Source organism: Paenibacillus woosongensis, from assembly GCF_009725165.1.
GTDB lineage: Bacteria > Bacillota > Bacilli > Paenibacillales > Paenibacillaceae > Fontibacillus > Fontibacillus woosongensis.
On sequence record NZ_WNZW01000008.1, the window covers coordinates 122,123 to 148,185 of the forward strand.

The 26,063-nt window shown below is 51.0% G+C and carries 24 protein-coding genes and 2 pseudogenes; 10 read left to right on the forward strand and 16 right to left on the reverse strand.

What is annotated here, in order from left to right:
* Positions 1-21: 21 nt before the first annotated feature.
* On the reverse strand, positions 22-846 hold the full coding sequence (locus GNP95_RS18050) for a helix-turn-helix transcriptional regulator (protein ID WP_155612245.1): 825 nt from the start codon (positions 844-846) through the stop codon (positions 22-24).
* A 130-nt stretch (positions 847-976) separates the two neighbouring features.
* Here GNP95_RS18050 and GNP95_RS18055 point away from each other — a divergent pair, with 130 nt between their 5' ends.
* Positions 977-2,263: a Gfo/Idh/MocA family protein gene (locus GNP95_RS18055; RefSeq protein ID WP_155612246.1), complete on the forward strand. Its 1,287-nt coding sequence runs from the start codon at positions 977-979 to the stop codon at positions 2,261-2,263.
* 514 nt (positions 2,264-2,777) lie between these two features.
* Positions 2,778-2,846, forward strand: a pseudogene (locus GNP95_RS26845) (oxidoreductase); the annotation flags it as partial.
* A gap of 811 nt (positions 2,847-3,657) precedes the next feature.
* On the opposite strand, the gene GNP95_RS18060 reads toward GNP95_RS26845, so the two are convergent.
* From GNP95_RS18060 to GNP95_RS18080, 5 genes are all read right to left on the reverse strand, one after another.
* A complete protein-coding gene (locus tag GNP95_RS18060; protein ID WP_330163499.1) occupies positions 3,658-4,653 on the reverse strand; it encodes a siderophore ABC transporter substrate-binding protein in 996 nt (331 codons plus the stop codon).
* A gap of 44 nt (positions 4,654-4,697) precedes the next feature.
* Positions 4,698-5,456 carry an iron ABC transporter ATP-binding protein gene (locus tag GNP95_RS18065; protein WP_330163500.1) on the reverse strand — a complete coding sequence of 253 codons (759 nt, stop codon included), beginning with the start codon at positions 5,454-5,456 and terminating at the stop codon, positions 4,698-4,700.
* Entirely contained in the window at positions 5,450-6,400 is a 951-nt protein-coding gene (locus GNP95_RS18070; RefSeq protein ID WP_155612247.1) for an iron chelate uptake ABC transporter family permease subunit, read from the reverse strand. The genes GNP95_RS18065 and GNP95_RS18070 overlap by 7 nt, the downstream gene beginning before the upstream one ends.
* Entirely contained in the window at positions 6,390-7,343 is a 954-nt protein-coding gene (locus tag GNP95_RS18075) for an ABC transporter permease (protein WP_155612248.1), read from the reverse strand. The genes GNP95_RS18070 and GNP95_RS18075 overlap by 11 nt, the downstream gene beginning before the upstream one ends.
* 395 nt (positions 7,344-7,738) lie before the next feature.
* Positions 7,739-8,743, reverse strand: a complete 1,005-nt coding sequence (locus GNP95_RS18080; protein ID WP_155612249.1) for a Gfo/Idh/MocA family protein — start codon at positions 8,741-8,743, stop codon at positions 7,739-7,741.
* 168 nt (positions 8,744-8,911) lie between these two features.
* Between GNP95_RS18080 and GNP95_RS18085 the strand changes: the two genes are divergently transcribed.
* Positions 8,912-9,043: a DUF4023 domain-containing protein gene (locus GNP95_RS18085; RefSeq protein WP_155612250.1), complete on the forward strand. Its 132-nt coding sequence runs from the start codon at positions 8,912-8,914 to the stop codon at positions 9,041-9,043.
* Between the two features lie 94 nt (positions 9,044-9,137).
* Here GNP95_RS18085 and GNP95_RS18090 read toward each other — a convergent pair whose 3' ends face one another.
* The 3 genes from GNP95_RS18090 to GNP95_RS18100 all read right to left on the reverse strand — a co-directional run bounded on the left by GNP95_RS18090 (position 9,138) and on the right by GNP95_RS18100 (position 11,115).
* Complete coding sequence (locus GNP95_RS18090; protein ID WP_213591880.1) at positions 9,138-9,320, reverse strand: hypothetical protein; 183 nt, start codon at positions 9,318-9,320, stop codon at positions 9,138-9,140.
* 115 nt (positions 9,321-9,435) lie between these two features.
* The gene (locus GNP95_RS18095; protein WP_155612252.1) at positions 9,436-10,164 is read right to left on the reverse strand and encodes a DUF6081 family protein; all 729 of its coding nucleotides are present in this window, start codon (positions 10,162-10,164) and stop codon (positions 9,436-9,438) included.
* Between the two features lie 30 nt (positions 10,165-10,194).
* Positions 10,195-11,115 (reverse strand): prenyltransferase, encoded by a 921-nt coding sequence (locus GNP95_RS18100; RefSeq protein ID WP_155612253.1) that lies wholly within the window; start codon positions 11,113-11,115, stop codon positions 10,195-10,197.
* Between the two features lie 177 nt (positions 11,116-11,292).
* Here GNP95_RS18100 and GNP95_RS18105 point away from each other — a divergent pair, with 177 nt between their 5' ends.
* The 4 genes from GNP95_RS18105 to GNP95_RS18120 all read left to right on the forward strand — a co-directional run bounded on the left by GNP95_RS18105 (position 11,293) and on the right by GNP95_RS18120 (position 14,061).
* Positions 11,293-11,799, forward strand: a complete 507-nt coding sequence (locus GNP95_RS18105; protein ID WP_155612254.1) for a hypothetical protein — start codon at positions 11,293-11,295, stop codon at positions 11,797-11,799.
* 101 nt (positions 11,800-11,900) lie between these two features.
* Entirely contained in the window at positions 11,901-12,443 is a 543-nt protein-coding gene (locus tag GNP95_RS18110) for a PadR family transcriptional regulator (protein ID WP_330163501.1), read from the forward strand.
* Between the two features lie 128 nt (positions 12,444-12,571).
* Positions 12,572-13,291: an ABC transporter ATP-binding protein gene (locus tag GNP95_RS18115; RefSeq protein WP_155612255.1), complete on the forward strand. Its 720-nt coding sequence runs from the start codon at positions 12,572-12,574 to the stop codon at positions 13,289-13,291.
* Entirely contained in the window at positions 13,288-14,061 is a 774-nt protein-coding gene (locus GNP95_RS18120) for an ABC transporter permease (protein ID WP_155612256.1), read from the forward strand. The genes GNP95_RS18115 and GNP95_RS18120 overlap by 4 nt, the downstream gene beginning before the upstream one ends.
* Before the next feature lie 59 nt (positions 14,062-14,120).
* On the opposite strand, the gene GNP95_RS18125 is transcribed toward GNP95_RS18120, so the two are convergent.
* Complete coding sequence (locus GNP95_RS18125; protein ID WP_155612257.1) at positions 14,121-15,068, reverse strand: 1,4-dihydroxy-2-naphthoate polyprenyltransferase; 948 nt, start codon at positions 15,066-15,068, stop codon at positions 14,121-14,123.
* Between the two features lie 244 nt (positions 15,069-15,312).
* Between GNP95_RS18125 and GNP95_RS18130 the strand changes: the two genes are divergently transcribed.
* Complete coding sequence (locus GNP95_RS18130) at positions 15,313-17,982, forward strand: putative bifunctional diguanylate cyclase/phosphodiesterase (RefSeq protein WP_155612258.1); 2,670 nt, start codon at positions 15,313-15,315, stop codon at positions 17,980-17,982.
* Between the two features lie 62 nt (positions 17,983-18,044).
* Here the strand turns inward: GNP95_RS18130 and GNP95_RS18135 are convergent, their stop codons facing one another.
* The 3 genes from GNP95_RS18135 to GNP95_RS18145 all read right to left on the reverse strand — a co-directional run bounded on the left by GNP95_RS18135 (position 18,045) and on the right by GNP95_RS18145 (position 21,669).
* Positions 18,045-19,445, reverse strand: a complete 1,401-nt coding sequence (locus tag GNP95_RS18135) for a sensor domain-containing diguanylate cyclase (RefSeq protein ID WP_155612259.1) — start codon at positions 19,443-19,445, stop codon at positions 18,045-18,047.
* Between the two features lie 203 nt (positions 19,446-19,648).
* Positions 19,649-20,176: a hypothetical protein gene (locus tag GNP95_RS18140; protein ID WP_155612260.1), complete on the reverse strand. Its 528-nt coding sequence runs from the start codon at positions 20,174-20,176 to the stop codon at positions 19,649-19,651.
* A 182-nt stretch (positions 20,177-20,358) separates the two neighbouring features.
* The gene (locus GNP95_RS18145) at positions 20,359-21,669 is read right to left on the reverse strand and encodes an NCS2 family permease (protein WP_330163502.1); all 1,311 of its coding nucleotides are present in this window, start codon (positions 21,667-21,669) and stop codon (positions 20,359-20,361) included.
* A gap of 247 nt (positions 21,670-21,916) precedes the next feature.
* Here GNP95_RS18145 and GNP95_RS18150 point away from each other — a divergent pair, with 247 nt between their 5' ends.
* Positions 21,917-22,672, forward strand: coding sequence for an SDR family NAD(P)-dependent oxidoreductase (locus GNP95_RS18150; protein WP_230873898.1), 756 nt, complete (start codon positions 21,917-21,919; stop codon positions 22,670-22,672).
* 207 nt (positions 22,673-22,879) lie between these two features.
* Here the strand turns inward: GNP95_RS18150 and GNP95_RS18155 are convergent, their stop codons facing one another.
* Positions 22,880-23,956, reverse strand: coding sequence for a YeiH family protein (locus tag GNP95_RS18155; RefSeq protein ID WP_155612262.1), 1,077 nt, complete (start codon positions 23,954-23,956; stop codon positions 22,880-22,882).
* A gap of 229 nt (positions 23,957-24,185) precedes the next feature.
* On the opposite strand from GNP95_RS18155, the gene GNP95_RS18160 reads away from it, so the two are divergent.
* The gene (locus tag GNP95_RS18160) at positions 24,186-25,118 is read left to right on the forward strand and encodes a LysR family transcriptional regulator (RefSeq protein ID WP_155612342.1); all 933 of its coding nucleotides are present in this window, start codon (positions 24,186-24,188) and stop codon (positions 25,116-25,118) included.
* Between the two features lie 58 nt (positions 25,119-25,176).
* On the opposite strand, the gene GNP95_RS18165 is transcribed toward GNP95_RS18160, so the two are convergent.
* Positions 25,177-25,512: an ArsR/SmtB family transcription factor gene (locus GNP95_RS18165; protein WP_155612263.1), complete on the reverse strand. Its 336-nt coding sequence runs from the start codon at positions 25,510-25,512 to the stop codon at positions 25,177-25,179.
* Positions 25,513-25,514: 2 nt separating this feature from the next.
* A pseudogene (locus GNP95_RS18170) lies at positions 25,515-25,951 on the reverse strand (SRPBCC family protein).
* Positions 25,952-26,063 lie beyond the last annotated feature (112 nt).

A 26,063-nucleotide genomic window follows, 5' to 3' on the forward strand; every position in this document is an offset into this window, starting at 1 on the left:
CGTAAGTTCGTTCCCAAGGCCTTACACTTTGTTCTGCTTGCGGTACTGCAGCGGGGAACGCTTGGCAATCTGCTTGAACACCCTGCCGAAATGAGCGATGCTATCAAAGCCGGTCTGCTCGGCGATAGCTGTTATTTTGTCCTCCGTCTCCTTCAGCAGCGTCTGGGCTTCGCGGATTCGCACGTAGTTCAAATATTCGATCACCGTGAACCCTGTCGTTTGCTTGAAAATACGGCATAAATACGTCTCGCTAATGTAGAAATGCTCGGCGATGCCTTCCAGGGTCAGCCTCTCGGTGTAATGAGCATTCAAATATTCGAGAATGCGGTAGACCCTGCGCTGCTTCTCGCTAGACTCCGGAAGAACGGGCTCTGTAGCCTCCTCCCGCATGCGGCCGATCAGAATAAGCAGCTGAAGCAGCAGCGCCTGCAAATACGGCGTATAACCCGCGGCAGCTTCCCTTTGCTCTCGCAGCATATCCTGGAGAATATCGACGATTCGCCCTTGTTCGTGCACGTCCGGCCGCAGCAGGAAGCTCTCTCCCTGAAACAGCGGCAGATCGCCGACGCCTAACCCCAGCAGCGGCTCCAGGAATGAGTCCTCAAAGTTGATCAAAATCCGCTCATGAGTGGAGCGGCCTTTGCTCGTTGTCCGGTGCAGCTGGTTCTTGTTAATGAACAGCAGATCGCCGACCTGCAGGGCATATATCCGGTCGTTGACATAGTAATATCGCTCCCCGGCCAGCAAATAATAGATTTCGTAGCTTTCATGAAAATGGTCGGAATCCATATTGAATGTTCCCGTCCGCTTGATCTGCTCGACATCAAAAAAAGGTACGATATTCATAGAACATCCCTCGCCGCAATTTTAGGATAATATATGCATACTTTTTAGTGAAATGACTAAGAAAAGCTTAGATTTTTGCATTTCATATACTATAAGATAGATTCAAACCAATGTAAATGGAGTGATCACCTTGTCCAAGAAGAAATATGTCATCGTAGGTGTCGGAGGCCGGGCTGAATTTTTCTATAGTGAGCTGATTACTACGTATAAGGAAACCTCGGAGCTGGTAGCCATTTGCGACGTCAACCAGACGAGAATGAACTACACGAACAAGCTGTTGAAGGACAAATACAACTATCATGAAGTACCAACATACAAAGCGGAAGACTTTGACCGGATGATTGAGGAAACGAAGCCGGATTACGTACTGGTATGCACGATCGACCGCACGCACCATAAATATATCGTTCGGGCCATGGAACTGGGCTGTGACGTCATTTCCGAGAAGCCGATGACCGTGGACGAGGAGAAATGCCAGGAAATCTTCGACGCCATCGAACGGACGGGCCGTGATCTGCGCGTGACGTTTAACTACCGCTATGCTCCTCATAACACGAAAATCCGCGAAGTCATTATGGACGGAGCGCTGGGCGAAATTCTCTCCGTCAATTTCGAATGGCTGCTGAACACCCAGCACGGAGCCGACTATTTCCGCAGATGGCATCGCGACAAACGCAACAGCGGCGGACTGCTCGTGCATAAATCTACACATCATTTCGACCTGATGAATTTCTGGCTGGATTCCAAGCCGGATACCGTATTCGCCATGGGTGACCTGCGCTTCTACGGCAAGGAAAATGCCGAGAAACGCGGAGTTACCGAGTTCTATCAGCGCGCCTATGGCAGTAAAGCGGCTGAGAACGATCCTTTTGCCCTGCACCTCGACCGTAATGAGCACTTAAAGAGCCTGTACCTCGATGCCGAGCATGAGGACGGGTATCAGCGCGACCAAAGCGTGTTCGGAGATAACATCAGCATCGAAGATACGATGAGCGTCATGGTGAAATACAAAAATAAAACCGTCATGAACTATTCCCTGAACGCCTACTTGCCGTGGGAAGGCTTCATTATTGTGTTCAACGGCACGAAAGGGCGCATGGAGGTACGGGTTACCGAGCAATCCTACGTCAATTCCGGCGGCAAGAAAGAAAACGAAGGCGCGCTGGAGGGCATGGACATCACGATCTATCCTCACTTTGCCGAGCCTTACAAAGTCCAGGTCGAGCAGGCCTCCGGCGGCCACGGTGGCGGCGATCCGGTCATGCTGCGCGACATCTTCGACAAAAAGCAGGAGGACCGCTTCAACCGCGCTGCCTCCCATATCGACGGCGCCATGTCCATCATGACGGGCATTGCCGCCAACCGCTCGATCCGTACCGGTCAACCGGTGAAGGTCGACGATTTGTTCAAAATATAGGCAGACAAAAGAGCCTTCGCTGCAGAACATTGCGGCGAAGGCTCTTTGTATTTTTTAGGCGTCCAGATTATTCAATAAATTAAAATACAACTACTGGATGGTGATTGTTCCTAGACGGTCAGGTTAAGGTAACTAGATGTAATTCATACAGTTAGCTCATCGGCCTTGGCGTGTCAGAAGGGACTATCTGCAAAACCTGCATCTAGTTTCAAGCTTTTTCGACGAATGAGCTCAATTCAGGCAAACTAACTGCATGTTTTACATTTAACGCAGGTGCTTTTTCACAGAAGTTCCTAACTAGCTGTATAAAATACATTTACCTAGTAAAACCGAGGGGATGGCTATGTGCATCAGTGTAGCTATGTGCAGGAGCGTGGCTATGCGCCGGGGTCTGGTAATGTGCAGAAGTGTGGCTATATACCAGGTGTAGCTGGTTCCTTTTGAGTCTGTAAAATAGTTTGTGTAAACTCCTAAGCCCATTAAAGTGGAAGTAACAGAAAGATAGGGAGAACACGTGGGACTTTGGTCAAAAGAACAACTTCGGGCTTTCATTAAGGAAAATCAGCTGGTTACTGCCCGTGAGGTTGTGGGTGGAAGTGATCGAAATCCTGATGGTCGTGAGCTGCAAATTCTAACGGTTGTGAGTGACGTTATTTCGGCAAAAGTGGGGTTTAACAAAATGTAACGGTTGCCATCGAGCCTATTTACGTTTTTTCGTAGGCAGTGGGGCTATTTCGTCCAAATAAGTGCTAATTCAACCGTTAGAAAAGAACCCCTCCTCTTTTAGGGACGATTAAGCGCGATGACAACCGTTAGCGTAGCCTCTTCAGCCTCTTCCAAACAGGTCGCTCGTACGAGGCTAACACGCTGGTCACTAAGTGTTCCATAACATCTATATTCGGAGTGGCCGTGCGATGGTAGGATGTTCCCCGGACCGAAGGGCAGATCATCGGTCGTATTACTGACTGCTTGAATACTAGTTTCTCATCGTATGACAATTACTAGGTCGAGTCCAAAACTGGGGACAGATGCGCTGGGCTGGAGTTCTCCGTCTTTTTCCCGGAACGCATCGGTAACCATTTACGTTAAGCAGGCTAATCCCCCTCGGGGGATTACTTGAAATGAGTTTACACAAAAATCTAGATAGACCCTTCCTTTTTCCTATTGAGCATAATTGACGTATTTGATCGCAGAATTTTATATAGCAGCAAGTCGCCCAACCCAGCAAACATGACTAGCCTCGGCAAAAAGCAAGAACCCTCCAAACAGTTGGAGGGTTCTGCATTAAATTCTACTTCCACTAGCATGCAGCTTTCATTCAATTTCTTTCCGTTCAACTCTACTCTAAACCTACTCGCTGCCTACTCGATATCTACTCTAGACCTACTCCGTCTCTATTTGATGCCTTCTTGTACTTCTTTGGCCATTTCCGGTACGGAGATCAATCCGCCGCCGGACAGGTACCAGTAGCTGGCATCAAGATAGATGATTTTGCCGTTCTTGTATGCGTTCGTCTTCTTCACCAGGTCGTTCTCCACCAGCTTGGATGCCGGATCTGCCTCCTGGCCTCCTTCGCTAACTACAGCGTCGCGATCAATGACGAACAGATAGTCCGGGTTTTTCTCCGCTACAAACTCGAAGGAGATGCTTTGTCCATGCGTAGACACTTCAATCGTATCGTCTGCAGGCGCGATACCGAACTCATCGTGAATAATGCCGAAGCGGGAGCCTGGGCCATACGCGCTCACTTTGCCACCCGTCGTCAAAATAACAAGTCCCTTGCCCTCACTTGCAGCCGCTTGCTCGTTAATGGCCTTAACGGAATCCTCGATCGCTCCCCATTCCTGACCCACTTCAGCTTCTTTGCCGAATATTTGTCCCAGGATATCCAGGTTCTCCTTCATGGATTCCAAATATTTTGAATTGTCTACGCCCAAATAAATCGTTGGAGCAATTTGACTCAATTCATCGTAAGCTTCCGCCGTACGTCCGGAAATAAAGATTACTCCCGGCTTCATCGCATTCAGCTTCTCGAAATCCGGCTCTTTCAATGTACCGACATTGGTATATTTGGAGTCTTCATATTTCTTCAGGTGAGGCGGCAGATTGGATTGCGGCACTCCTGTCACTTCTACACCCAGCTTGTCGAGTGATTCCAGCGTACCGTAGTCGAACACAGCGATGTTGCCCGGATTCTTCTTCAGCGTTGCTGTTCCAAGCTGATGCGTAATCGACAGCTCTTCGTTATCGGCAGGAGCTTCCGCCGCAGGGGCCGATGTTTCAGGGGCATTACCGGCATTGCCAGCAGTATTTCCTTTATTCGCGCCGCAAGCTGCCAGTACGAATACTAAAAACAAAGACATAACAAGTAAGGATAATTTCTTGTTCACTTCAAATTCACCTCATTATTATATTCGCGATGGCTGCCCATCTGTTATGTGAAATAGACGCAAATCTTATTGCCTCCGATCGTTTCGATCGGAATGTCCATGTCATATACTTCCCTAAGCACATCTTGATCCATGATTTCGTCGGTTGTCCCCTCTTTGACGATTCTTCCATCCTTGAGAGCAACGATATAATCCGAATAGCAGGACGCAAAGTTGATATCATGGATGACAAGCACAACCGTCTTGCCCAGTTCATTCACTAGCCGGCGCAGCACCTTCATGATCTGCACAGAGTGCTTCATGTCCAAATTGTTGAGCGGTTCGTCCAGCAGGACGTATTCGGTATTCTGGGCGATAACCATGGCGATGAACGCCCGCTGCTTCTGACCGCCGCTGAGCTCATCGAGATATTTGTCTCTCATCGGTTCAAGATCCATGTAGGCGATAGCCTCATCGACGTATTTCACGTCCTCCTTCGTCAGCTTCCCTTGCGAATAAGGGAACCGTCCGAAGCTGACCAAATCCTTGACCGTAAGCCGAATGTTGATATGGTTTGATTGCTTCAAAATCGAAATTTTCTTCGCCAGCTCATTGCTTTTCCAGCTGCCGATTTCCTGGCCGTCGATGACGACTTCACCCTCATCCTTCGTAATTAACCGGCTGATCATCGACATCAGCGTGCTCTTGCCCGCTCCGTTCGGGCCGATAAACGAGGTGATTTTCCCTGGGGCGATGTCAACGGATACGTTGTCGACCACCTTTTTGCCGCCGTATTTCTTTGAAACTCCCCTGACCTTTACCACGATTTGTTCTCCTTCAGCAGTAGATAGATAAAGTACACCCCACCAATAAAGTTAATGATGACGCTTAATGAGGTGGAGAAAGTAAACACTCTTTCCACAACCAGTTGCCCGCCGACAAGGGCGATAATGCTAATTAATGATGCCCCGGCAATCAACTGCCTGTGACGGTAAGTGTTCAGAAATTGATATGCCACGTTGGCCACGAGCAGCCCAAGGAAGGTAATCGGTCCAACCAGTGCCGTCGAAATGGAGATGAGAATCGCCACAACAATCAGCATCCGCTTCACAACATAATCGTAGCTGATTCCCAAGTTGACGGCGTGATCCCGGCCCAAGGCCAGAACGTCCAGATATTTATTGAATCTGGCAAAATAAATCCCGGTCAGGAACACCCCAGCCAAAGCGATCAGTAAAATGTCCGAATTGATGTTGTTGAAACTGGCGAACATTTTATCCTTAACGATCAAAAATTCGTTAGGATCAATCAGCTTCTGCATAAAAGACGACAAGCTGGAGAAAAACGTGCCAAAGATCAAACCGATCAGCAGCAAATAATAAATGTTCCGGCCTTCTCTTCGGAAGAGCATCTGGTACAAGAGCAGCGCGAACAGCACCATGAATCCTACCGCCATAACGAATTGCATGTTCTTGTTCATCAGCGTCAGCGCCGTAGAGCCGAATACAAACACAATAATGGTCTGCAGGAGCATATACAGTGAATCCAGGCCAATAATGCTCGGCGTAAGGATTCGGTTGTTCGTAATCGTCTGGAACACAACGGTGGAAAACGCTATGGCCGTTCCTGTGAGGAGGATGGCGATCAGCTTCTTGCCTCGTTTAGGGAGGATATAGTCCCAATGGCCGCCTGCATCAATCGTCATGAACAACACTGCAAGCACGATTGCGAGAATGGCCAAGGCTGCTATTTTTGTTCTAATGCTCATATGTCTTTCTCCTCATTAGCAAGTACAGGAAAACGCCGCTGCCGATAACGCCCACGGTCAGGCCGATGGGAACCTCATACGGGTAAATAATGACCCTTCCCAGAATGTCGCAAGCCAGAACGAATACAGCTCCTAGCAGTGCTGTACCCGACAGGTTCTTCTTCAGGTTGTCCCCTTGGAAGATCGTCACCAGATTCGGCACGATGAGGCCGATGAAAGGAATCGAACCGACCGTCAGCACAACAACCGAGGTGACCAGCGCCACGATAAAGAGCCCTATATTGACGACCTGCTTATAATTCAGACCAAGATTGACGGAGAACTCTTCGCCCATGCCCGCAACTGTAAATTTATTCGCATAAAAATAAGCCGCGACTACAAGAGGGACGCTTATGTAAAGAAGCTCGTACCGCCCCTGCATGACCATGGAGAAATCGCCAAACAGCCATGCATTCATGCTCTGAATCAGATCATACTTGTATGCGAAAAATGTCGTCGCTGAGCTGACTATTCCACCGAACATCAACCCGACCAGCGGAATGAAGATCGAATCCTTGTATTTTACCTTGTCGAGTATTTTCATGAAAATGAGGGTACCAAGCATGGCGAACACGAAGGCTACAGCGATTTTGCCAAGCGGTCCCGCAGAAGAGAACAGAAGCATCGATACCATGATGCCGAACCCTGCGGAATCCATTGTTCCCGCTGTTGTAGGCGAGACGAACTTGTTTCGCGTCAGCTGCTGCATAATTAAACCGACGATGCTCATGCTTACCCCAGCGATAATAATGCTGATCAGTCTAGGAAACCGGCTAATCCGTATGATTTCCCACTGTTCCGGATCTAGGCGAAGCAAGTCCATCAATGAAGTCGTCTTGGCTCCGATCAAGAGCGAAACGACGGATAATACGATTAGCGCTGTTATCAGATATGTCTTCTTCATTTCAAGTCCTTAGTCTCGTCCCTCTGGCCAGAGGAACTTAATGTCATTGCCGGCAAGATCATTGTTAATAATGATATTCATTATCAATTAGTTTAAATTATACATAGGCCCTTCCAGCCCTGTCAACCATTTAAATTTTGAAACTTCATGCAGGACAAGGTCTGAAGCGGATTCTTAACGTTCCTGCAGGCTGATCCACCGCCGCTTTCCAGCTTTTCTTCACCTATCTGAACTCACAATATTGCATAAAAATACATGCCATTCTCAATTGCATTCTCAGTTACAATCGCAGAAAAAAAGCTTGCAGGCTGCATCCTCTGCCTCAAAGGATGAACCTGCAAGCTACCATACGATTAAAGACGGGCTCTAGCTCTAGATGATAGGCCTTGCCCTTCCTATTTCAAACTGATCCGGCGATGCTCACGCGCCGATGCCAGCGCCGCTTCCAGCACCCGCATGCCTTGAACAGCATCCTCGGGCGTGAAGCGCTGCGGCTGTATCCCGAATACGGCCTTGGCCAGGTCATCGACTTCCCAGGTGTAAGGGTCAGCCTTGTCCTCGCGGCCTTCCACCCGGCTTTCGCCCCGGATCGTAACCGTATACGAAGCATCCTCCTCATCCCCAACCGTAAAAGCATGCGGGATATCGATGCGTCCCTCGCTGCCGACAATCTCCAGCAGCTGGCGATGCTCCGTCCACATCCCGCAATCGAAGGTTAGCGCCAGACCATCGGCAAATTCCAATATGCCCGCAGCCATCATATCCACACCATAATGCTTATCGGAAAATTGCGCATGCACAGTTATTGCTTCGGGCTCTTGCCCAAGAATAAAGCGCGCCGCGCTGATGGGATAGCAGCCCACATCGTAGATCGAGCCCCCGCCCCATTCCGGCTGCAGCCGGATATTGTCCAGATCCTCAGCGTTGTTGTAGGTGAACGAGCCGCGGATTAACCGAAGCTGCCCTAGCTCGCCGCTCGCAATAATTTCCTTGATCCGATGCCAGCGCGGATGATGACGATACATGAAGGCTTCGGCCAGAACAACGCCCTTCCGTTTGGCGACGGCAGCCATCTCGGCCGCCTCCGCGCTGTCCATCGCCATCGGCTTCTCGCACAGCACATGCTTGCCTGCCTCCATGGCGCGGATCGCCCATTCTTTATGTAAATGATTAGGAAGCGGGATGTATACGGCCTCAATACTCTTATCCTCAATCAGTTCCTCATAACTGCCATAAGCCGCCGTTATGCCGAATTGCTCGGCTACGGACTTGCTTTTCTCCAAATTCCGGCTCGCGATCGCAGCCAAAACGCCGTACTCTGACTTCTGAATAGCCGGCATAACATCTTTAATCGCTATACCTGCACATCCGAGTATTCCAAATCGAAGCTTCTTATCCATAATCCTCTTCCCCTTTCTTGTAAGCGCCTATCTCTCTCCATTGTACAATCCCCTATACACAAGTACAACGAGCAGCCAGGCAAATGCTCTCCCCCATTATGGGAATCCCCCTAATTGGACATAGTAATGAGAGCAGCATGACCTTGCAGCAAAGGAGGCTAAGCCAGGATGGACAGTACGCATGAATTCGTGGAAAAACTGCATGACAAGCAGGAAAAGGATCGCCGCAACAAAGAGAACCGTGGCAAAGGAAATCCTGCGGGCCAACTGCCTACCAAGCAGCACGGCACGCAAAAATAAACCGCCAACAGCCTTAAGGGGCCTTTCCTCGGTATTTGCAGGAAGGGCCCCTTATTAAGATCTTTCATGGTCTAGCCTATTTCAGCCTGACGGGCTACTGCCGCTTCTCGCTGGCAATATACTCATTCGGAACATCGCCGCCGTGCGTGTTGTGGTTCTTGAACTGGCTCAGTCGACCATTGCCGCCCTCTCCGCCGTTGCCCATGGTCCGGTTCTGCCCATTGCTGCTGCCATTCCCTTTGGGCTTTTGAATTTCCAAATTCGGATCCGTCATCATCAAACGCCTCCTATGCGAATTGTCTAACCGACTGAAGACTGAGATTGAAAACTAAAATCAGCTGTCTCCCGGGTAGGGTTTGTCATTAGGGAACGTTTTATGCGTCTGGCCGGGATTACTCCTTGATCGTCACTTTCACCGGCGAGTATTCGCCAATCACGGTCTGCCCATGCACGGACACGCTGCCTTCCGGTGTTAAGTCCTTCTCCGTCATGATGCCAAGCGCAATCGTAAATTTATTGAACTTGACCGGAACATTCTTCTCCCGCCGGATCTCATTGCCGTTCACGTAAAAGATGACCTCGTCCTCGGCCCGGTTATACGTGATTTTATAGTTATTAAACTCTCGTGCCTTGAAGTCGGTATCCTCCTTGAACACACAGAAGAACCGCGTCTTATCGCTCGGCGGCACCTCCACGCCGGGGAAAGGAAGCACCGCGTACACGCTGGCGTACTTATCGTTGCCGGCAAAGAAATCCAGTGCGGCCCCTGTCGTGAAATCCAGGAGGTTCAAGGACACGTAGCCGTCATAAAGGTCGCCCGGCACCGTGTTCTGTGTGCGCGCCCGGATATCCAACTCGAAGCTGATCTCCCCGTTCTCCGGCACTGCAAACTCCTCGACAGAGTAATACATGTGCTTGGCATTGTCCAGTATCTGCACATGGTCATGCTTCCGGCTAAGCGGGGCGCGGACATATAGTATGCCATTGCGCACAATGACGACCGCGTCCGGCTCGCGGTATTCCCAGAACGTGCCGTCCGGCAGGGGGAACCCGCCGATTTTCCACACCTGTCCTTCATTCAGTATTGTATGAAAGTCGCCAATCACCCGTTGCTTGTCCATTTGTATCGTCTCGCTTTCTTGAAGTTCTAATTATTGCAAAATCCCTTGCAGCAAAAGCGCCGCCATCATCACGAATCCGCAGCGCATGGAAGCCTGCAAAGAAGCCCCCATCAGCGGCAAATAGGCTGCCGGAGCGTTGTGCTCCTTCAACCTTCCGTAGACCCGGTAGAGCGGAATCGCCGTCAATAGCCCAACCAGCGCATATACCGGCAGTATGCCCATTGCGATGCAAAGCAATAAACAAACATAAGCCAGTACGAGCAGCAGCTTGGAAAAACGCAGCGCCCGCTTCTCGCCCCACATGACGACCAGCGTATTTTTGCCTGCCTGCTTATCCGCCTGCCAGTGCAGGAAATGATGATTGAACAATACCAGCGTAGTCAGCAGTCCGATCGGCAGCGACAATAAAGCAGAACGCAGACTCAAATCTCCGGTCTGTACATAATAAGAGCCCATGATGGGCAGGACGCCGAAGGACAGCAGGATGGCCACTTCACTTAATCCTTTGCCGCGGTATCCGAACTGAATCGGAGGCGCCACATAATAATAAGCGATCAGCCCGCCAAGGCCGCCGAATACAAGTACCGGCCAGCCGCTGTAGAGACTGAGCACGATGCCGCACAGCACCCCGAGTCCCAGTAAAGACCAGGTCAGCCGTGCGAAGGTCTTCTCGGACATCATCCCACCAGCCAGAAATCCGGAATTGGTGGAGATCACCTCCGGTGTATTTTTCGCCGCCGTATCCGCGCCGCTCCGGAAATCCCACAGATCATTAATCATGTTCGAGAACAGATGCGCCGCTCCAGCGCCGACCAGTGTGATGATGAAGAGTACCGGATGAAATTCCCCTTTCCATACATAAGCGCCCAGCGCTCCAAGAAAAACAGGAATAAGCATGACGGGAATGACCTGAAACCGGGATGCCTTTCTGAACAATGTCCATTTATTCATCCTCCGCCTCACGCTCCTCCAGATAAAATGATAAAATCAAACCGTACATATTGATTATACATGAACTATTTTGCTAGACCAAAGTCCAGTTTTTTTCTTCCCCAGAGACCGAAGATTGCGTTCAATTAATGTAGTATGCTAATCGTAAATTCAATACATATGCAAAGGAGATTCAATATGAATCGAATGTCTTGGCTTGGACCGTTAATGATTTTAGCGGGCGTTTACTTGTTTTTCTTCCAAAAAGAAGCGATATCAATGGGCAGCCTGTTCGGCAATTTCTGGCCTACCCTGTTCGTTATTCCGCTAGGCCTTTTGTTCCACTGGATGTACTTCTCCCTTACCGAGCGCCGCGGCGCAGGCCTGCTCATTCCCGGGGGCATTCTGTTTACGGTCGGCATCGTCTGCCAGCTCTCTACTCTGTTCGACAGCTGGGGATATCTGTGGCCCGGGTTCATTCTCGCTCCTGCGGTTGGTCTATTTGAATTCTACTGGTTCGGAAACCGGAACAAATGGCTGTTGATCCCCATCAACATCCTTGGGGTGATGTCTTTGCTCTTCTTCGCAGTCATTGCGTTCGGCACATTGTACAACCGTGTAGTATTTGGACAGCCCGTGCTTGCGGTTGCCCTGATCGCCATCGGCGCAGGAATCATGTTTGCCCCAAAAAGAAACAAATTTTAAAATGGTTTGACAACAGGTTAGTCTCCTCTATATAATCATTTCAAATATATCCAACGTTGGATATTCGACTCCATCTCTAGATCGCAAAGGATGATAATAAGGTGACTAACCTGATCTTGCTGGCCCTGCTGCGGGAACGGCCTATGCACGGCTACGAGCTCCAGCAGCTCATCCAGACGAGCCGTATGGATACCTGGACGAATTTGCTGTCAGGCTCGATTTACTACGCCCTTAACAAAATGGAACAGGACGGTCTCCTGCGTACGGAAGCGGAGGAACGGACGGGTGCGCGCTTGCGCAAAATATATGCGATTACCGAAGCCGGAGAAGAAACGTTCCAACAGATGCTGCGCCAATCGCTGACCATAACCCCACACTCCGTCAAATCCGATTTCTCCCTTGGCTTGTTATGGATCGAGCATCTGCCGCCGGAGGAGGCCCTCGGCCTGCTGCAGCAAAACTTGCGCCAGCTGAAAGAGACACTCGACTTGTGGCGCGTCGGCAGAGAGATTAAAGGACAATACGGCCTTTCGCCTATTGCAGAGGCCTCCTTCGACAACGCCATGGCGCTGCTGGAACTGGATATCCGATACGTGGAGCGCATTATCCGGCTTGTAGAACAAAGAAAGGCAGCAGAAGCCTAGCGGCCTGCAGCTGCATCGGCAAGAAGCCTGCTCACGGCACAATAAGCGTCCTGTTTTGCAGGCGATTTTTTCACCACAATACCCAACGTTGGATATATAACATTGAGTAAAAGGAGTGGATATATCAGATGAACTACTTGATTCAAGCAGATGGACTTACCAAAGTGTATAAGAAAAGACACGTTATCCGAAACATCAGCCTGACCATTTATCCCGGCGAAGTCATCGGGATCATCGGGCCAAACGGAGCGGGCAAGTCGACGACGCTCGATTTGCTGCTCGGGCTGCGCCGCCCAGACCAAGGCACCGTAACATACGGACATCCTGAGCTGTATCGCCGAATCGGCGTGCAACTGCAGTCAACTCCGTTCTTCCCCGGCTACAGCGCCCTTGAAAATATGCGCCTGTTCGCCGCCTTCTACGGGGTGAGGCTAAAAACGGACGCTATCATGAGCCTTCTCGCTCAATGCGGCCTTGAGGAAGCTGCCAGGACCGATGCCTTCCGCCTGTCCGGCGGACAGCAGAAAAGGCTTGCTATTGCCATGACTCTTGTCCATGACCCCAGCCTCGTGTTTCTCGATGAGCCGACCGCTGCCCTCGATCCGCGGGCACGCCGAGAAATCAGGGAGCTTATAGCGCTGCTTGCGAAGAGTGGAACATCCGTCGTATTCACCTCGCATGACATGGAAGAAGTATACAAGCTGGCTACGCGAATTGTGATGATCGACGGTGGTATTTTGCGGGCAGACGGCCGCCCGGAGGATTTATTGAATGAATATGGGGCTTCTGGCTTGGAGGAGCTGTACGTCCAACTAACAGAACCCATCCGCAAGGAGGAATGGGCATGATAACCGTGTTTACAACAATGCTCAAGGGAATGCTGCGCGACATGCATACTTTATTCTGGACGATCGCCTTTCCGGTTTTGCTGCTGCTCGGCCTGGGCCTGTACTTTCAGCAGCCAGCCTACTCGGTCAAATTGCTCAGCGGCATACTGGCGATGAATGTGCTGTTTGGCGCAACAATGGTAACTGCCTTCAACGTTATGTCGCATCGCAATCGCGGCGTATATAAGCTGCTGCGAGCCACCCCCTTCTCAACCTTTGCCTTTGTTGCCGCCATGACCGCTGCGAGAACCGCGCTATCCCTGATCGTTAGCGCTGTGACTATCGCTGCTGCAAGGCTGATTCTCGGTGTTAGCCTCAGCCCTCTGAGCCTGCTGCTTATGCTTGTCGTTCTGCTTATCGGAACCGTCTGTTTCACGGCGATCGGCTTCATCGCAGCCAATCTGTCCAGGGATGAGAGCAACGTCAACATGATCTCGAATCTGATCAGCTTCCCGATGCTGTTCACCAGCGAAGCCTTTTACAGCCTGCAGCATGCCCCGGCATGGATTCAGATCTTCGGTTCACTTCAGCCTTTTCACTATTTCGTTCAAGCGATGAATCTAGCCCTTGATCCAATAGGCTCACTGCCGGGATTCGGCATCTCCATGCTGATTCTGGCCGTCTTCACTATCATCTGCCTCGGAGCTGCCGCTCTGACCTTCCGCTGGGATAACGAAGCGCCGGCACGCCGGAACCCGGCAGCAACAATGTCAGGCGGCAGCCCCTCCTAGCTGCGTAGGGCATTTAAACAGCATGCTGATTCCATCGCCGCCCGCAGTGCCAGCGCCCGCTACAGCATCATGATCGCGGCGAGGCCTAGGGCGACGATGCGGGCGGCATTGGTCAGCATAAAGTTCTGCACCGACAGACCGAAAGTAAACTGCTTGGTCGGCTGATCGGCGAACCGTTTTATATTTTTGCGGACCGGCAGGAGCGTGAAGAGCACAAATACCACAATGACCGGATGGACGCGAAGCGCGCACAGTACGATCAGATCCAGATAGGCAGCGTAGTAGAGCATTTTGAACAGGATCATCGCATTCGGACGGCCGATGTAGACGGGAAGCGTGTACCGTTTGTTCTCGATATCATCCTCCATATCGCAAATATTATTCGCCAGCATAATGTTGGCAATGCCCAGAATCGCCGGGATGGACACGAAGAAGACCAATATAACCTCCACAAGCTGAACCTGCAGCACAGCAGTCCCTCCGGTCAGCGTTAAGGAAGCAATGCGTTCTCCGACATGAATGTAAGCCGAGATAAAGATGATGACAAACCCCATGAACAGCCCCGAGAAAATTTCCCCTAGCGGCATGCGCGAGATGGGGATCGGGCCAAAGGAATACAGAATACCTACGGCAAATGACAACCCTCCGAGCAAGAGCAGCAGTAGTCCGACCTCCAGAAATAACAAGATGCCTGCGCCTACGGCCAGCGTCAGCAGAATCGCGATGACCGCCACCACGGCGGAAGGTTTGATGTTGTACTGTACAATGGCATTATGAACTTCATAGCCGTAGCCGTGCTTCTTGACCGCCTTGCGGTAATCGTAATAATTGTTGATCGCCGTCGTTGCCATATCGAAGCTCAGCAGGGATACCAGCATCAATCCGAAATGGTAGGCATTGAACTGCTGAAACCGGAACAAAGCATACACCGTGCCAAGCAAGAATGGAATCATACTGGCGGCCTTCGTTTGAATTTCCACCAGCTTCAAAAACTTTTGAATCGCCATAGGTACCACCCTTTTAGACCATCTATAGTTTTGCTTCCAAATTAGTCTGATCTTTAAAAAGAGGATATCTCATATTTTAAATATTTGCTGTTTCATAAGTCATTGACACGCATCCATTTTCCATTCCATAGTCCCATTATCCCGATCCTTATGACCGCTGTTTTCCGCATAAAAAAAGGATTTTCCCCGAACTGTGCCGAAATGTAGGTATTACGGATTATTATTTCCTCCGGGGGAGGACCACATGATGACCATAAGAAGACATTTCTCTTATACAACAGGCATCATCTTTCTAGCGGGACTCGGGCTTGCACTGCTCAGTGAGTATCATCCTCTTCACTTGATCTTCGGTATTTCGCTCGTATTTACGAATCTGGTGCTGCTTCTGCTCACCCGTCTGTATGGCGCAGGCTGGGGGCTGTTCACTGCCACGCTCGTCTATGCCGCTTCCATTTTCGTGTGGGGCAATCCGCTGTTTCAAGGGGTTCTATGGTTAGAGATTGTCTTTTTGTGCCTTTCAACACATTGGGGGAAACGCATCCGAACGACCATCGGAGCGGACTTCATTTTCTGGGCCGCGGCAGGTATCCCGCTTTTCCTCCTTCTATATTATTTATCCTACCGCAGCCTTTCGATCGAGACATGGTTAATAGCGGCCATCTACATCTCAAATGGATTGTTCAACGTACTGGTCGCAGATGCGATTTGGGAATACCTCCCGAGCAAGTATTTTTACATCCACCGGGCTGACAGGGATAAGCCCATATATTTGAACAAGCTGCTGTACCATATCTTATTTCTTGCTATTGCCCTGCCGTTCGTGTTCTACCTGCTCATGAACAGCAGAAATACATATGATTCTGTTCGCTATAACTCACTGCAGGTGGCTCTGCATACGTCAAGCAGCATTTCCAGCGAGCTCGATCGCTGGAACCCGGATGACATCCGCAGGCTCGAACATGCTGGCAAAGGCAGTCTCGAGGAACTACAGCGTGTTATTGAATTCTTCTCGGCCAACCGGAGCTATCATATTATAGTGCTTGATCCACGGCATGAACGAATCGTTGCAGATAGCGGCAATGATTCCCCTCAGCACTCGGTAACCAAGCTGCTGCCTTTGCCGACCAACTCGGTGATCCAGGGAGATTTATACCTGCATATGCCTGAGAAACGGCTGCGATGGCTGCCGAATCAGGAATGGCAGGAAGCCAGCTACATTTACGGAACGACCCTGAAACAGGTACCCTTCATTCTGTACGTGATGGTTCCTCTGCAGCCGTATCAGGAGCAAATCTACAGCCAGTACTTAACGCAGTTCATTTATTTGCTGGTGTTCATGATCGCGGCCGCGGTGGCCAGCAGATGGGTTACCCGCCGCCTGGTTCGGGGACTGTCGGAGCTTGCCGACATTACGACTGGACTGCCTAGCAAGGTGTACCATCTGCGCAGCCTCGAATGGCCAGAGAGCCGGATTTATGAAATCCGTTCGCTGACCGTGAACTTCCGGCAGATGACCAATAAATTGCTGAGCATGTTCCAGGAATCGCTCACGAGCAACCAGCTTCTTCAGGAACAGACCTTCCAGCTGCAGCAATCCGAGAAGAAGCTGCAGGAGCTGGCCTATTATGATGGCCTAACCGGGCTGCCCAACCGTCTGCATTTTACGGAATATATCGGTTCCCTTGGCATTCATTACGGTCCGGAGCATTCCTTTGCCGTCATGTTTGCCGATTTAAACCGCTTTAAGCAGATCAACGATACTTTAGGCCATGAGACGGGGGATATCCTCCTGCAAAAGGTAGCCTCCCGCTTCTCGCTGCTGGTTAGCGACCAGCTCCGCGTGTTCAGGCTTAGCGGGGATGAGTTTGTCTTCGTCTACCATTTTAATGATACCGCTTCCGTTCAGCAGGCCGCTCAAGCAATCTGCGATGCGCTGAATGAGCCCGTTACGATCAACGACGTCGTCCTGTACGTCTCCGTAAGTATTGGGATTAGCATCTATCCTTACGATGGCGATAATCTGGACTTAATTATGCGCAATGCGGATATCGCTATGTACGTAGCCAAAGAGCAAGGGGACAGCATATATCATTTCTATGATCAAATGATCGAGAACCAGCGCTCCGAGAACATGAAGCTGGAGAACAGCTTGCGCAGCGCCCTTTTAACGGGTCAGTTCTCCCTGAATTATCAGCCGAAAATCGACGCGCATACAGGCCGCATCAGCGGTGCCGAGGCATTGATTCGCTGGCTTCATCCGGAATACGGGTTCGTACCTCCAGACAAATTCATACCCCTGGCTGAAACGTCGGGCATTATTATGGATATCGATGAATGGGTCGTCACTGAGGCATGCCGCCAGAATAAAGTCTGGCAGGAGCAAGGGCTCCCACGGTTCCCGATCGCGGTCAACCTTTCTGCACGGCATTTCTATCAAGGCAATTTGATCGGAATGATCTCCCGCGTACTGAAGAAGACCCGGCTGGATCCACGGGATCTCATCCTCGAAATCACCGAAGGCTCGCTGATCAAGAGCGCGGAATATGTCATCAAGGTCATGGCGGATTTGCGTGCAATGGGCATCACCATTTCCCTGGACGACTTTGGCACCGGCTACTCCTCCCTGAGCCAGCTCCAGCGTCTGCCGATCCACGAGATGAAGCTCGACCGGTCGTTCATCCAGGGGCTCGCCCATGATCCGAAAAAATCGGCCATCGTGCGCGCCGTCATTGAGCTCGGCCATCATATGGAGCTGAATATTGTGGCCGAAGGAATCGAATCGCAGGAGGAGCTTCACTACCTGCGGAACCTGAAATGCGATCAATTCCAAGGCTATCTGTTCAGCGGCCCACTGCGGGAGAAGGAGTTTGCCCGGTTTGTGAAGCAATGGAACGGAAGCAAATGGCTCGGGTGACCCGCAAAGCAAAACAAACAAAACCTCGCCGCTCGGCGAGGTTTTAATTTATAATTCCGCGTTTATGCTTCATGCGAAGCCACGCCATCCTGCTGTGATAAATACTGCCGCACCCGGCTCTTCTTCGCGCCGTACATCGCTTCATCCGCCTGCCGGATCATTTCCTCCAGGTCCCCGGTGCCGCTTGGCGCCACACTGAAGCCGATACTCGCACCGGCGGTCAGCCGATAACCCTGATACAAATACCCTTCGGCCAGGCTCGCTTTAATGCGGTCAGCCACCTTAACCACCCGGGTTTCGTCTATGTCTACCAGCAGCACGAGAAACTCGTCGCCGCCGAGGCGGCATACCATATCCTGTTCACGCACAATACCGGTCAATCTATTCGCAATGTCCTTTAACAGCAAATCCCCTGCATCATGGCCAAAAGTATCGTTTACTTCCTTGAAATCGTTCAGGTCGATAAATAGAACCGCCAGCGACAGCTTTCCCTGGCTTGCATATTCTTCGAACCGCTTGCTGAACAGCGTACGGTTTGGCAGCCCTGTCAGCTCGTCATGGTAAGCCAGATGCTCGATCTTCTCCTCCATCTGCTTCCGGTCGGTAATATCGATCATGACGCCTTCCAGCCGTACCATATGATTCAAATGGTTAAAATACGGCGTGCCGCGGTTTTGCACCCATTTTACCGTGCCGTTGCGGCAGATAATGCGGTATTCGCTTACCGCGCTGCGCCGGCCGATAATCATCTCCTGCTGAAACTTATGAAACTGCTCCTCATCCTCGGGGTATACCAATTCATCGAACTGATTGGAATTGCTTCTGAACGACTTGGCGGAGAAGCCAGTCAATTGCTCGAAACCATCCGACACATCGGCCTTCATCGTGCTTAAATCAAGCGTCCAAATGCCGATAGAGACGCTGTCCAGAATCGTTCTCAGCCGTTCTTCGCTTTGCCCCGCCCGGCGCCAAAGATTGCGCGTCAGCTTCGTATGGATCACCGAAAAGGCTGTAATAAACACCCCGTAAGAGATTAAGTAAGACACTTCCCTGCCCTGCAAACCAGGAAAAAGAACCTCCTGGTAGGCAAAGAAATAATACACCGAAGAGAGGATAAATAAAATCCCGGAGAGGAGCACCGCCCGAAAGTCATGATAAAATAAGCTCAGAAGAGGTGCAAGGGCCATGAATATAAAATTCGGCAGATAAGGATCGCCTGTGATCAAAAAGTAGAAGAACACAAAGAGGAAACACACAGTCAGCAGCATGGTGAAAGAGGCCCAGCGTTTCTGCAGCACTACCCCTGTCAGGAGCGCAAGCAGAATCAGTCCGACCAGTGGATATACGGGAGCCAGTTTCCCTTCGACAATCAGGTTAATGATATTGGCAATGGCAAAAAATCCCCACAATATTTTCAGCATCAGCATGTTTTTTTGATGGATGAGTTCAGCTTCTTTATGCATTCATTTCACTCTTTCCTTGAATAGGCATAATGAACTACGTGTTAAATTATAGTATACCTGATCAGCATTTTTTTGCTAGACGGATCTTAAGAAATGGACATCATTGACAACAGACAGCGCCCCATCCCGCTTCTTCGGCTGGATGGGGCGCTGCGTCTACCTTCTATCTATTTTGGCTTAGCTTGCTGCTGAGGATGTGCGGCTTACGGTATATATTGCTGCACCATTTCGACGATAATGCCGTCCTTCACCGTAAGATGAAAAGGAAAGTCGCGGACATCGATCCATTCGGTATTCTGGAGAATGTTCTTGAATTGCTCCAAAGAAACCAGCTCACCCCAGCGAATATCCATGTCCTCCACATCCCCCGTACGGTCATAAATCTGCATGAGGATTTTGACATCCTGCGCCACCTTGTAGCTAGTCAGCTCATGATCCTCATTTACGATATAGTATCCGTCCGGCGGCCCATCAATTCCTGCATCCGGTTCATGCTCCAGAAAGGCCTGTTCAGCGGCCTCCCCTTCGTACCACTGGATTTCATCCGCAACCAGCTCATGATTGCCGTTCGACACAGTGTTCAACTGCTCAATATACACGACCTTGGTATCAGGCGTCTGCTCGACCGGCGCATACCGCGGCTCCGCTGCCCCCGAACTGGACGTACCAAACGAAGACATCACGACGATAAGGACTAAAGGGATCATTACAGCCAGCCATTTTCTCAACATTGCGTTCTCCCGCCTTTCCAGTCTTCGAGACATATATAGTTAAAAGTCTATACCCTTTTATAACCATTTTCAGGTCGTTCAAACTAAAATGAAATGATTTCATCCTAATTATATGTTTTGGCGGGAGCAAAAGGGTCTCAATTATGTTAAAAGGAGTGACAATATTTTATTTATTTCAATCATCAATGCGCCGGAAAAAACGCCAGCTGGACGATAAAGATTAACCCGAAAATGTAGAGCAGCGGGTGAACCTCTCTGCCTTTCCCGCTAACGAGCTTCAGAACCGGGTAGGTAATGAAACCGACCGCAATTCCCGTGGCGATGCTGGCCGTCAGCGGCATCATTAACAGAATGGCAAAAGCCGGGAAAGCCTCGTCGAATTTCTTCCATTCAATTCTCGCCAGCCCTTCCATCATGAAGCAGCCCACGATAATAAGCGCCGGCGCCGTAATTGCCGGAAGCGAGGAGATCGCCCCTACCAGCGGAGATATAAACATGGACAGCGCCAGCAAAACTGCCACGACGAGCGAGGTCAATCCGGTTCGCCCGCCTGCGGCCGCGCCCGTGGTCGATTCGATGTAGGCTGTAGTCGGGCTCGTTCCGAACAACGAGCCTACGGTCGTTGCCGTCGCGTCGGCAAGCAGAGCGGACTTGGCTCGCGGAAACTCGCCGTTCTTCATCGCTCCCGTCTGCTCGGCTACCCCGATCAACGTACCGGTCGTATCAAAGAGCGTGACGAGCAGGAAGGCGAACACCGTCGCATACAACCCCTGGCTGAATACGCCGGGCACATCCATGTCAAAGAACACAGGAGCCGGCGGAGAAGAGACAAAGCCGTCAAAGGTCAGCTGATGTGTAAAATAACCAACCAACGCAGTAAGAGTCATTCCGATGAACAGCGCTCCCGTAACTCTCCGTGCCAGCAGGATTAAGGTAACAAACAGGCCAAAGATCGTCAGCAGCGTGACGGAGCGGTGCAAATCCCCAAAGGTCACCAAATTATCCGGATTCGCTACAACGATACCGGACATCCGCAATCCAAGAAAAGCAATGAACAGGCCGATCCCTGCCGTAATCCCGAATTTGAGCGAATCGGGAATGGCGCGGATCAGCGCTTCCCGCAGCGGCGTCAGACTGAGCAGCAGGAACAGAACCCCGGCGATAAATACCGTACCAAGCACCGTCTGATACGTTAGCCCAGTAGAAGCAACTACGCTCGTAAAATAAGCATTAAGGCCCATACCTGGTGCAATCGCAATCGGGTGTTTGGCGAACAGCGCCATAAAGAGAGTACCGATGGCCGCAGAAATGACGGTAGCCATGAAGACTTGCTTGAACGGAATCCCTGCCGCAGAGAGAATGGCCGGGTTGACGACCAGGATATACGCCATAGCCAGAAATGTCGTGATGCCGGCCAGCACCTCGGTCTTGACATTCGTTCCGTGCTGCTCCAGCTTAAAAAATTTATTCAGAGCCTTGTTCATCTCAATCATAGTTCTCCCTTCTGTCAAAAGGCGTTATGTATTAGTATTAACCATTTTGAACCTCCCTTATTTTCCAGTGATCGCGCTTGTTAGTCAAGCCTTATCCTCATGTTATCCAAGGATTGTTCTCAAATTCACAAATAATATAGTATAATCTCATTAACTAGATTTAATAGGTCGTTCGAACTACACAACACGAGCGAACCATATTAGGTACCTGACAGATATACAAAGTTAAGTTAAAAGGAGCCCAACTATGATGACTAGTAACGGTAAGCAGCAAAAATTCGCCCTTATCACGGGGGGCAGCCGAGGTATCGGCAAAGCGATTACACTGGAATTCGCCAAATCCGGCATTCATGTCATGATCAATTATTATGGCGATGACAAGGAAGCGGCCGATGTAAAGCGGCAGGCTGAATCCTATGGCGTGCGGGCAGAGGTGTTCCATGCGGATGTCAGTGACTCGGCCCAGGTCAGGGAGATGTTCGCGGCGATTGATGAACATTTCGGTAGGCTCGATATTCTGGTGAACAACGCAGGCATTGCCCAGGCGGTAAAAGTGACCGAGATGACCGATGAACAGTGGGATCGCATGCTCAAAATCCATCTTTACGGCGCCTTCTATACTTCTCGCGAAGCAGCGTCCCGCATGCTGGCCCAGAAGTCTGGGAAAATCATTAACGTCACTTCCGACCTGGCCAGCCAAGGAAGTGCCGAGCTAGCGCATTACTCGGCCGCAAAGGGCGGCGTCACTTCACTGACGAAATCGCTGGCAAGAGAGCTTGCTCCTTTTGTGCTCGTGAATGCTGTGGCGCCGGGCGGTACCTTCTCCGATGTACGTTCATCGCTCGAGGAAGGAACGCACAGCGGGGATTCCCGTCATCTGCTGGGCCGGCTGGCGTTCCCTCAGGAGATTGCGAGATCGGTGATGTTCCTCGCTTCGGACGATGCCAACATATACACCGGGCAGGTGCTGGGTGCAAACGGCGGCAGCGTGATGAACGGATAATACGGCATTAATGCCGAGCTTATTGCAGGTTCAGGTTATAGATCAATCCAAAATCGGGTACATTGCGATCGAGAGATGTTACCCGATTTTTTGTCGAGACCATTTATTTTTGTAAAAAAAGAGGGAGAGGAGAAGACATGATCCGCGTTTGTTCGACTGGAGTGGACATTATACAGACCGATCTCATTTTTCATAGTAATATAACCGTTAGTTCAGCCCAAATAGAAACAATGTTCCATAACCGAGCACCGTCAAACCGACCGACCCGAGCAGCCCTGCCCAGAAAGGCTTAATCCCCAGCCGCCGAAATACAGCCAGATCGACCCCAAGCCCCAGCCCGGCCATGGCTACGGCAATCAGCAAATAAGCGGCCGCAACGATCAAGCTGGCTGCATTTCCGGGGATAACCCCCAGCGTATTCACTCCGCTCATGAGAAGAAATCCAAGGATAAACCAGGGAATTTGAATCTTCTGTCTGGTCTCCTCCGCCTCTGGCTGGGCATCACAGCTTGCCGATAGCCGAGCTTGCCGTTCCTTGCGGCGCATCCACATACCCAACCCAAGCGATACCGGCACAAGCATGGCTACCCGCGCCAGCTTAACGACAACAGCGATATCCTCGGCTTCTCTTCCTCCAGGCGCTGCGGCGGCGATGACATGAGCTATTTCGTGCAGCGTAGCTCCTGCGAATACCCCGTAGCCGTGAGCGGACAGACCCAACAGCGGATATAGAAGACTGTAAATTAAAGTGAACAAGGTACCCAGAATAGCAACGACAGCCGCTCCGATCGCTGTCTCTTCGTCTTTGGCCTGTACCTGCGGCGCTATGGCGACGACCGCGGCAGCTCCGCATATCGCGGTTCCGCAGGCGGTCAGAAGCCCAAGCTTGCCGGAAATCTTCATCCATTTCGCCAGGCTGGCCACAACGGCGATCGTAAATGCAATATGGAGCACCGCCATAACAAGCACCTTTGGACCTGCTTGAATAATACTTTGTAAGTTAAGCCTCATCCCGAGCATAATAATCCCGAGGCGAAGCAATTTTTTGCTGGAAAAGGAGACGCCGCCCGCGATCCGCTCGGGAACGCCGACGGCCGCCCGCCAAACCAGTCCAAGCATAATGGCGATCACGAGTTGTCCCATTACGCCTAGCAGCGGCAAGCTGGATAAATACTTCGCCGCCACAGCCAGCAGCACGGTTAATCCGATGCCCTGCACAAAACCGATGCCCTGTCTCCGTTTGAACGGTACAACCTTCGTCTGTGACTGTACAGTTTGTGCCATGAAAATCACCCCAAGACTCGTATTGTCGAAACCAGCGCTGATTCATGTTTACTATAAATCCATGCACACCGGATGTGAAATACGAATCTGCTATCTGAACCATAAGCAGGACTGATGATTCGGGGGCTATCCTGTATCCCGGGTTCAAAGCGGAAGGATCATGGCACCGGATAGATTGAGACTCATCTCGAAGAAGGCTACAATGAGATTATCGAAAGGGGAAGTGAATATGATCGTCGACACCCTGCGTGTCTTTGTTACGGTTGCAGAACAACGTCATTTCTCAAAGGCCGCAGAACTTCTAAACATGTCCCAGCCTGGCGTAAGCCAGCATATTCGCAATATGGAGAACGAGCTCGGCACGAAACTGATGCTGCGCTCACCCAAGCAGGTGAAACTGACAGAAGAAGGAACCATCCTATACAGGAAAGCCAAACAGATTTTAAGTCTGTACGAGGAAGCGAAGCAGCAAATCCATTTGCTGCATGAAGTGGTAACCGGCTCGATTCAAATCGGTGCCAGCTTCACGATCGGGGAATATATTCTGCCTCGGCTTCTCGCTAAATTTGCCGGACAGTATCCGGAGGTCGATCTTCAACTGACCATCGGCAATACGGAGGAAATCGTGGCGGGAATCCGCTCCAACGATCTCGATCTTGCGCTCGTAGAGGGCACTGTGGAAGAACATCCTGATTTGATCATCACTCCTTACATGCAGGATGAAATGATCGTCGTGGCGGCGAAGAATCACCCGTTAGCTGCGGCAGCGGCACTGGAGCCGGCTGACCTGGCCAATCAAAATTGGATTATCCGCGAAATCGGCTCGGGCACCCGCGCCTTTAGCGATCATTTCCTGCAAGCGAACGGATTGACCGCCAAGCGGTCCTATGTATTCAATAGCAGCCAGGGCGTGAAAGAGGCGGTATCTGCAGGCCTGGGGATCGCTATACTCTCGCGCCTGACCGTCCGCAAGGAGCTGGGGAACGGTGAGCTCTGCGAGCTGGCGGTAAGCGGCCCGGCCATGAAGCGGGAGCTGTCCGTCATTCGCAACAGACAAGGCTCCCTCACCTTGGCGGCGGAGATGTTCCAGCGGGAAGTACAGGAGCGGCAACAGACAGCGGAATGGACCTGCGATTTACCCGAACTGGCCGACCATCTCTAGGCTCAAGGCATACGCCAGGGTGCCAGCAGGCGCAGGTAGCCGCCTTGAGGACTGGCCCCTACTCCGCTGTCTTGTTTCCCTCGTTCTCCACGTAGTATTTGAGCATGGAAAGCTTGTTGTCCCAAAATTGCTCAAAGTAACTCAACCAATACTGCAGCTCCTGCAGCGGCTCCGGGTCAAGACGGTACCTGGTCTCCCGGCCTACCTTCCGCTCCCGGACCAGCCCGGCTGAAGACAGGACATGCAAATGCTTGGATACGGCGGTACGGCTCATCGGAAAGTGCCCGCTGATCTCCTTGACGGGCATTTCCTGCCTGCTGAGCAAACTCAGCAATTGCCGGCGAGTCGGGTCGGCTATGGCCTGGAACACATCATACTTCGGGGCTTCCGACATGCTCAGCCTTCCACGTAAGAGGCCAGCTTCTGCACCAGTCCGCCCCAGCCTTGATCCATACGAGGACGTACAATGGAATGAGCCTCTCCGAACTCCGTAACCTGATCCGCGCTCCAGCCGCTGTGAATCAGCGTGAACTCTGTTTGCCCGCCTGCTTCTGCCAGCTCAAAGGACAACGTCCAATCTTTCCCCCATGTAAAAGAAAGCCGGTGCGGCGGCTGAATCTCCGTCACCTTGCAAGGCGAGTTACCAAATGGCCCGGCATTCAGCACGAATTCGAACCCCACCTTCGCGGTTCAAAATTGTTTGGCATAAACCAAGCAGCGATTCCCTCCGATGTGGCCACAGCCTCCCACACTTTGCCGATGGGTGCGTTCATTACAATCGTGCGCCGTATATCCGGAAGCGATCCGCCGTTTGTTTGTTGGTCTTTGTTCATATCCACACTGCTCCTTATCGATTGTTGAATTTATCTCTGCGCAGAATATGAAACCTTTTGGTTTCCATTCCAATGGTATGACACCTAAAGGTTTCATGTCAAGCGCCAGATT

Bases quoted from the DNA above. Each gene is read 5' to 3' on its own strand.
- GNP95_RS18050 (WP_155612245.1), bottom strand. From the start codon at position 846: ATGAATATCGTACCTTTTTTTGATGTCGAGCAGATCAAGCGGACGGGA.
- GNP95_RS18070 (WP_155612247.1), bottom strand. From the start codon at position 6,400: ATGAGCATTAGAACAAAAATAGCAGCCTTGGCCATTCTCGCAATCGTG.
- GNP95_RS18075 (WP_155612248.1), bottom strand. From the start codon at position 7,343: ATGAAGAAGACATATCTGATAACAGCGCTAATCGTATTATCCGTCGTT.
- GNP95_RS18080 (WP_155612249.1), bottom strand. From the start codon at position 8,743: ATGGATAAGAAGCTTCGATTTGGAATACTCGGATGTGCAGGTATAGCG.
- GNP95_RS18085 (WP_155612250.1), top strand. From the start codon at position 8,912: ATGGACAGTACGCATGAATTCGTGGAAAAACTGCATGACAAGCAGGAA.
- GNP95_RS18090 (WP_213591880.1), bottom strand. From the start codon at position 9,320: ATGATGACGGATCCGAATTTGGAAATTCAAAAGCCCAAAGGGAATGGC.
- GNP95_RS18095 (WP_155612252.1), bottom strand. From the start codon at position 10,164: ATGGACAAGCAACGGGTGATTGGCGACTTTCATACAATACTGAATGAA.
- GNP95_RS18100 (WP_155612253.1), bottom strand. From the start codon at position 11,115: ATGAATAAATGGACATTGTTCAGAAAGGCATCCCGGTTTCAGGTCATT.
- GNP95_RS18105 (WP_155612254.1), top strand. From the start codon at position 11,293: ATGAATCGAATGTCTTGGCTTGGACCGTTAATGATTTTAGCGGGCGTT.
- GNP95_RS18115 (WP_155612255.1), top strand. From the start codon at position 12,572: ATGAACTACTTGATTCAAGCAGATGGACTTACCAAAGTGTATAAGAAA.
- GNP95_RS18120 (WP_155612256.1), top strand. From the start codon at position 13,288: ATGATAACCGTGTTTACAACAATGCTCAAGGGAATGCTGCGCGACATG.
- GNP95_RS18125 (WP_155612257.1), bottom strand. From the start codon at position 15,068: ATGGCGATTCAAAAGTTTTTGAAGCTGGTGGAAATTCAAACGAAGGCC.
- GNP95_RS18130 (WP_155612258.1), top strand. From the start codon at position 15,313: ATGATGACCATAAGAAGACATTTCTCTTATACAACAGGCATCATCTTT.
- GNP95_RS18135 (WP_155612259.1), bottom strand. From the start codon at position 19,445: ATGCATAAAGAAGCTGAACTCATCCATCAAAAAAACATGCTGATGCTG.
- GNP95_RS18140 (WP_155612260.1), bottom strand. From the start codon at position 20,176: ATGTTGAGAAAATGGCTGGCTGTAATGATCCCTTTAGTCCTTATCGTC.
- GNP95_RS18145 (WP_330163502.1), bottom strand. From the start codon at position 21,669: ATGATTGAGATGAACAAGGCTCTGAATAAATTTTTTAAGCTGGAGCAG.
- GNP95_RS18150 (WP_230873898.1), top strand. From the start codon at position 21,917: ATGATGACTAGTAACGGTAAGCAGCAAAAATTCGCCCTTATCACGGGG.
- GNP95_RS18155 (WP_155612262.1), bottom strand. From the start codon at position 23,956: ATGGCACAAACTGTACAGTCACAGACGAAGGTTGTACCGTTCAAACGG.
- GNP95_RS18160 (WP_155612342.1), top strand. From the start codon at position 24,186: ATGATCGTCGACACCCTGCGTGTCTTTGTTACGGTTGCAGAACAACGT.
- GNP95_RS18165 (WP_155612263.1), bottom strand. From the start codon at position 25,512: ATGTCGGAAGCCCCGAAGTATGATGTGTTCCAGGCCATAGCCGACCCG.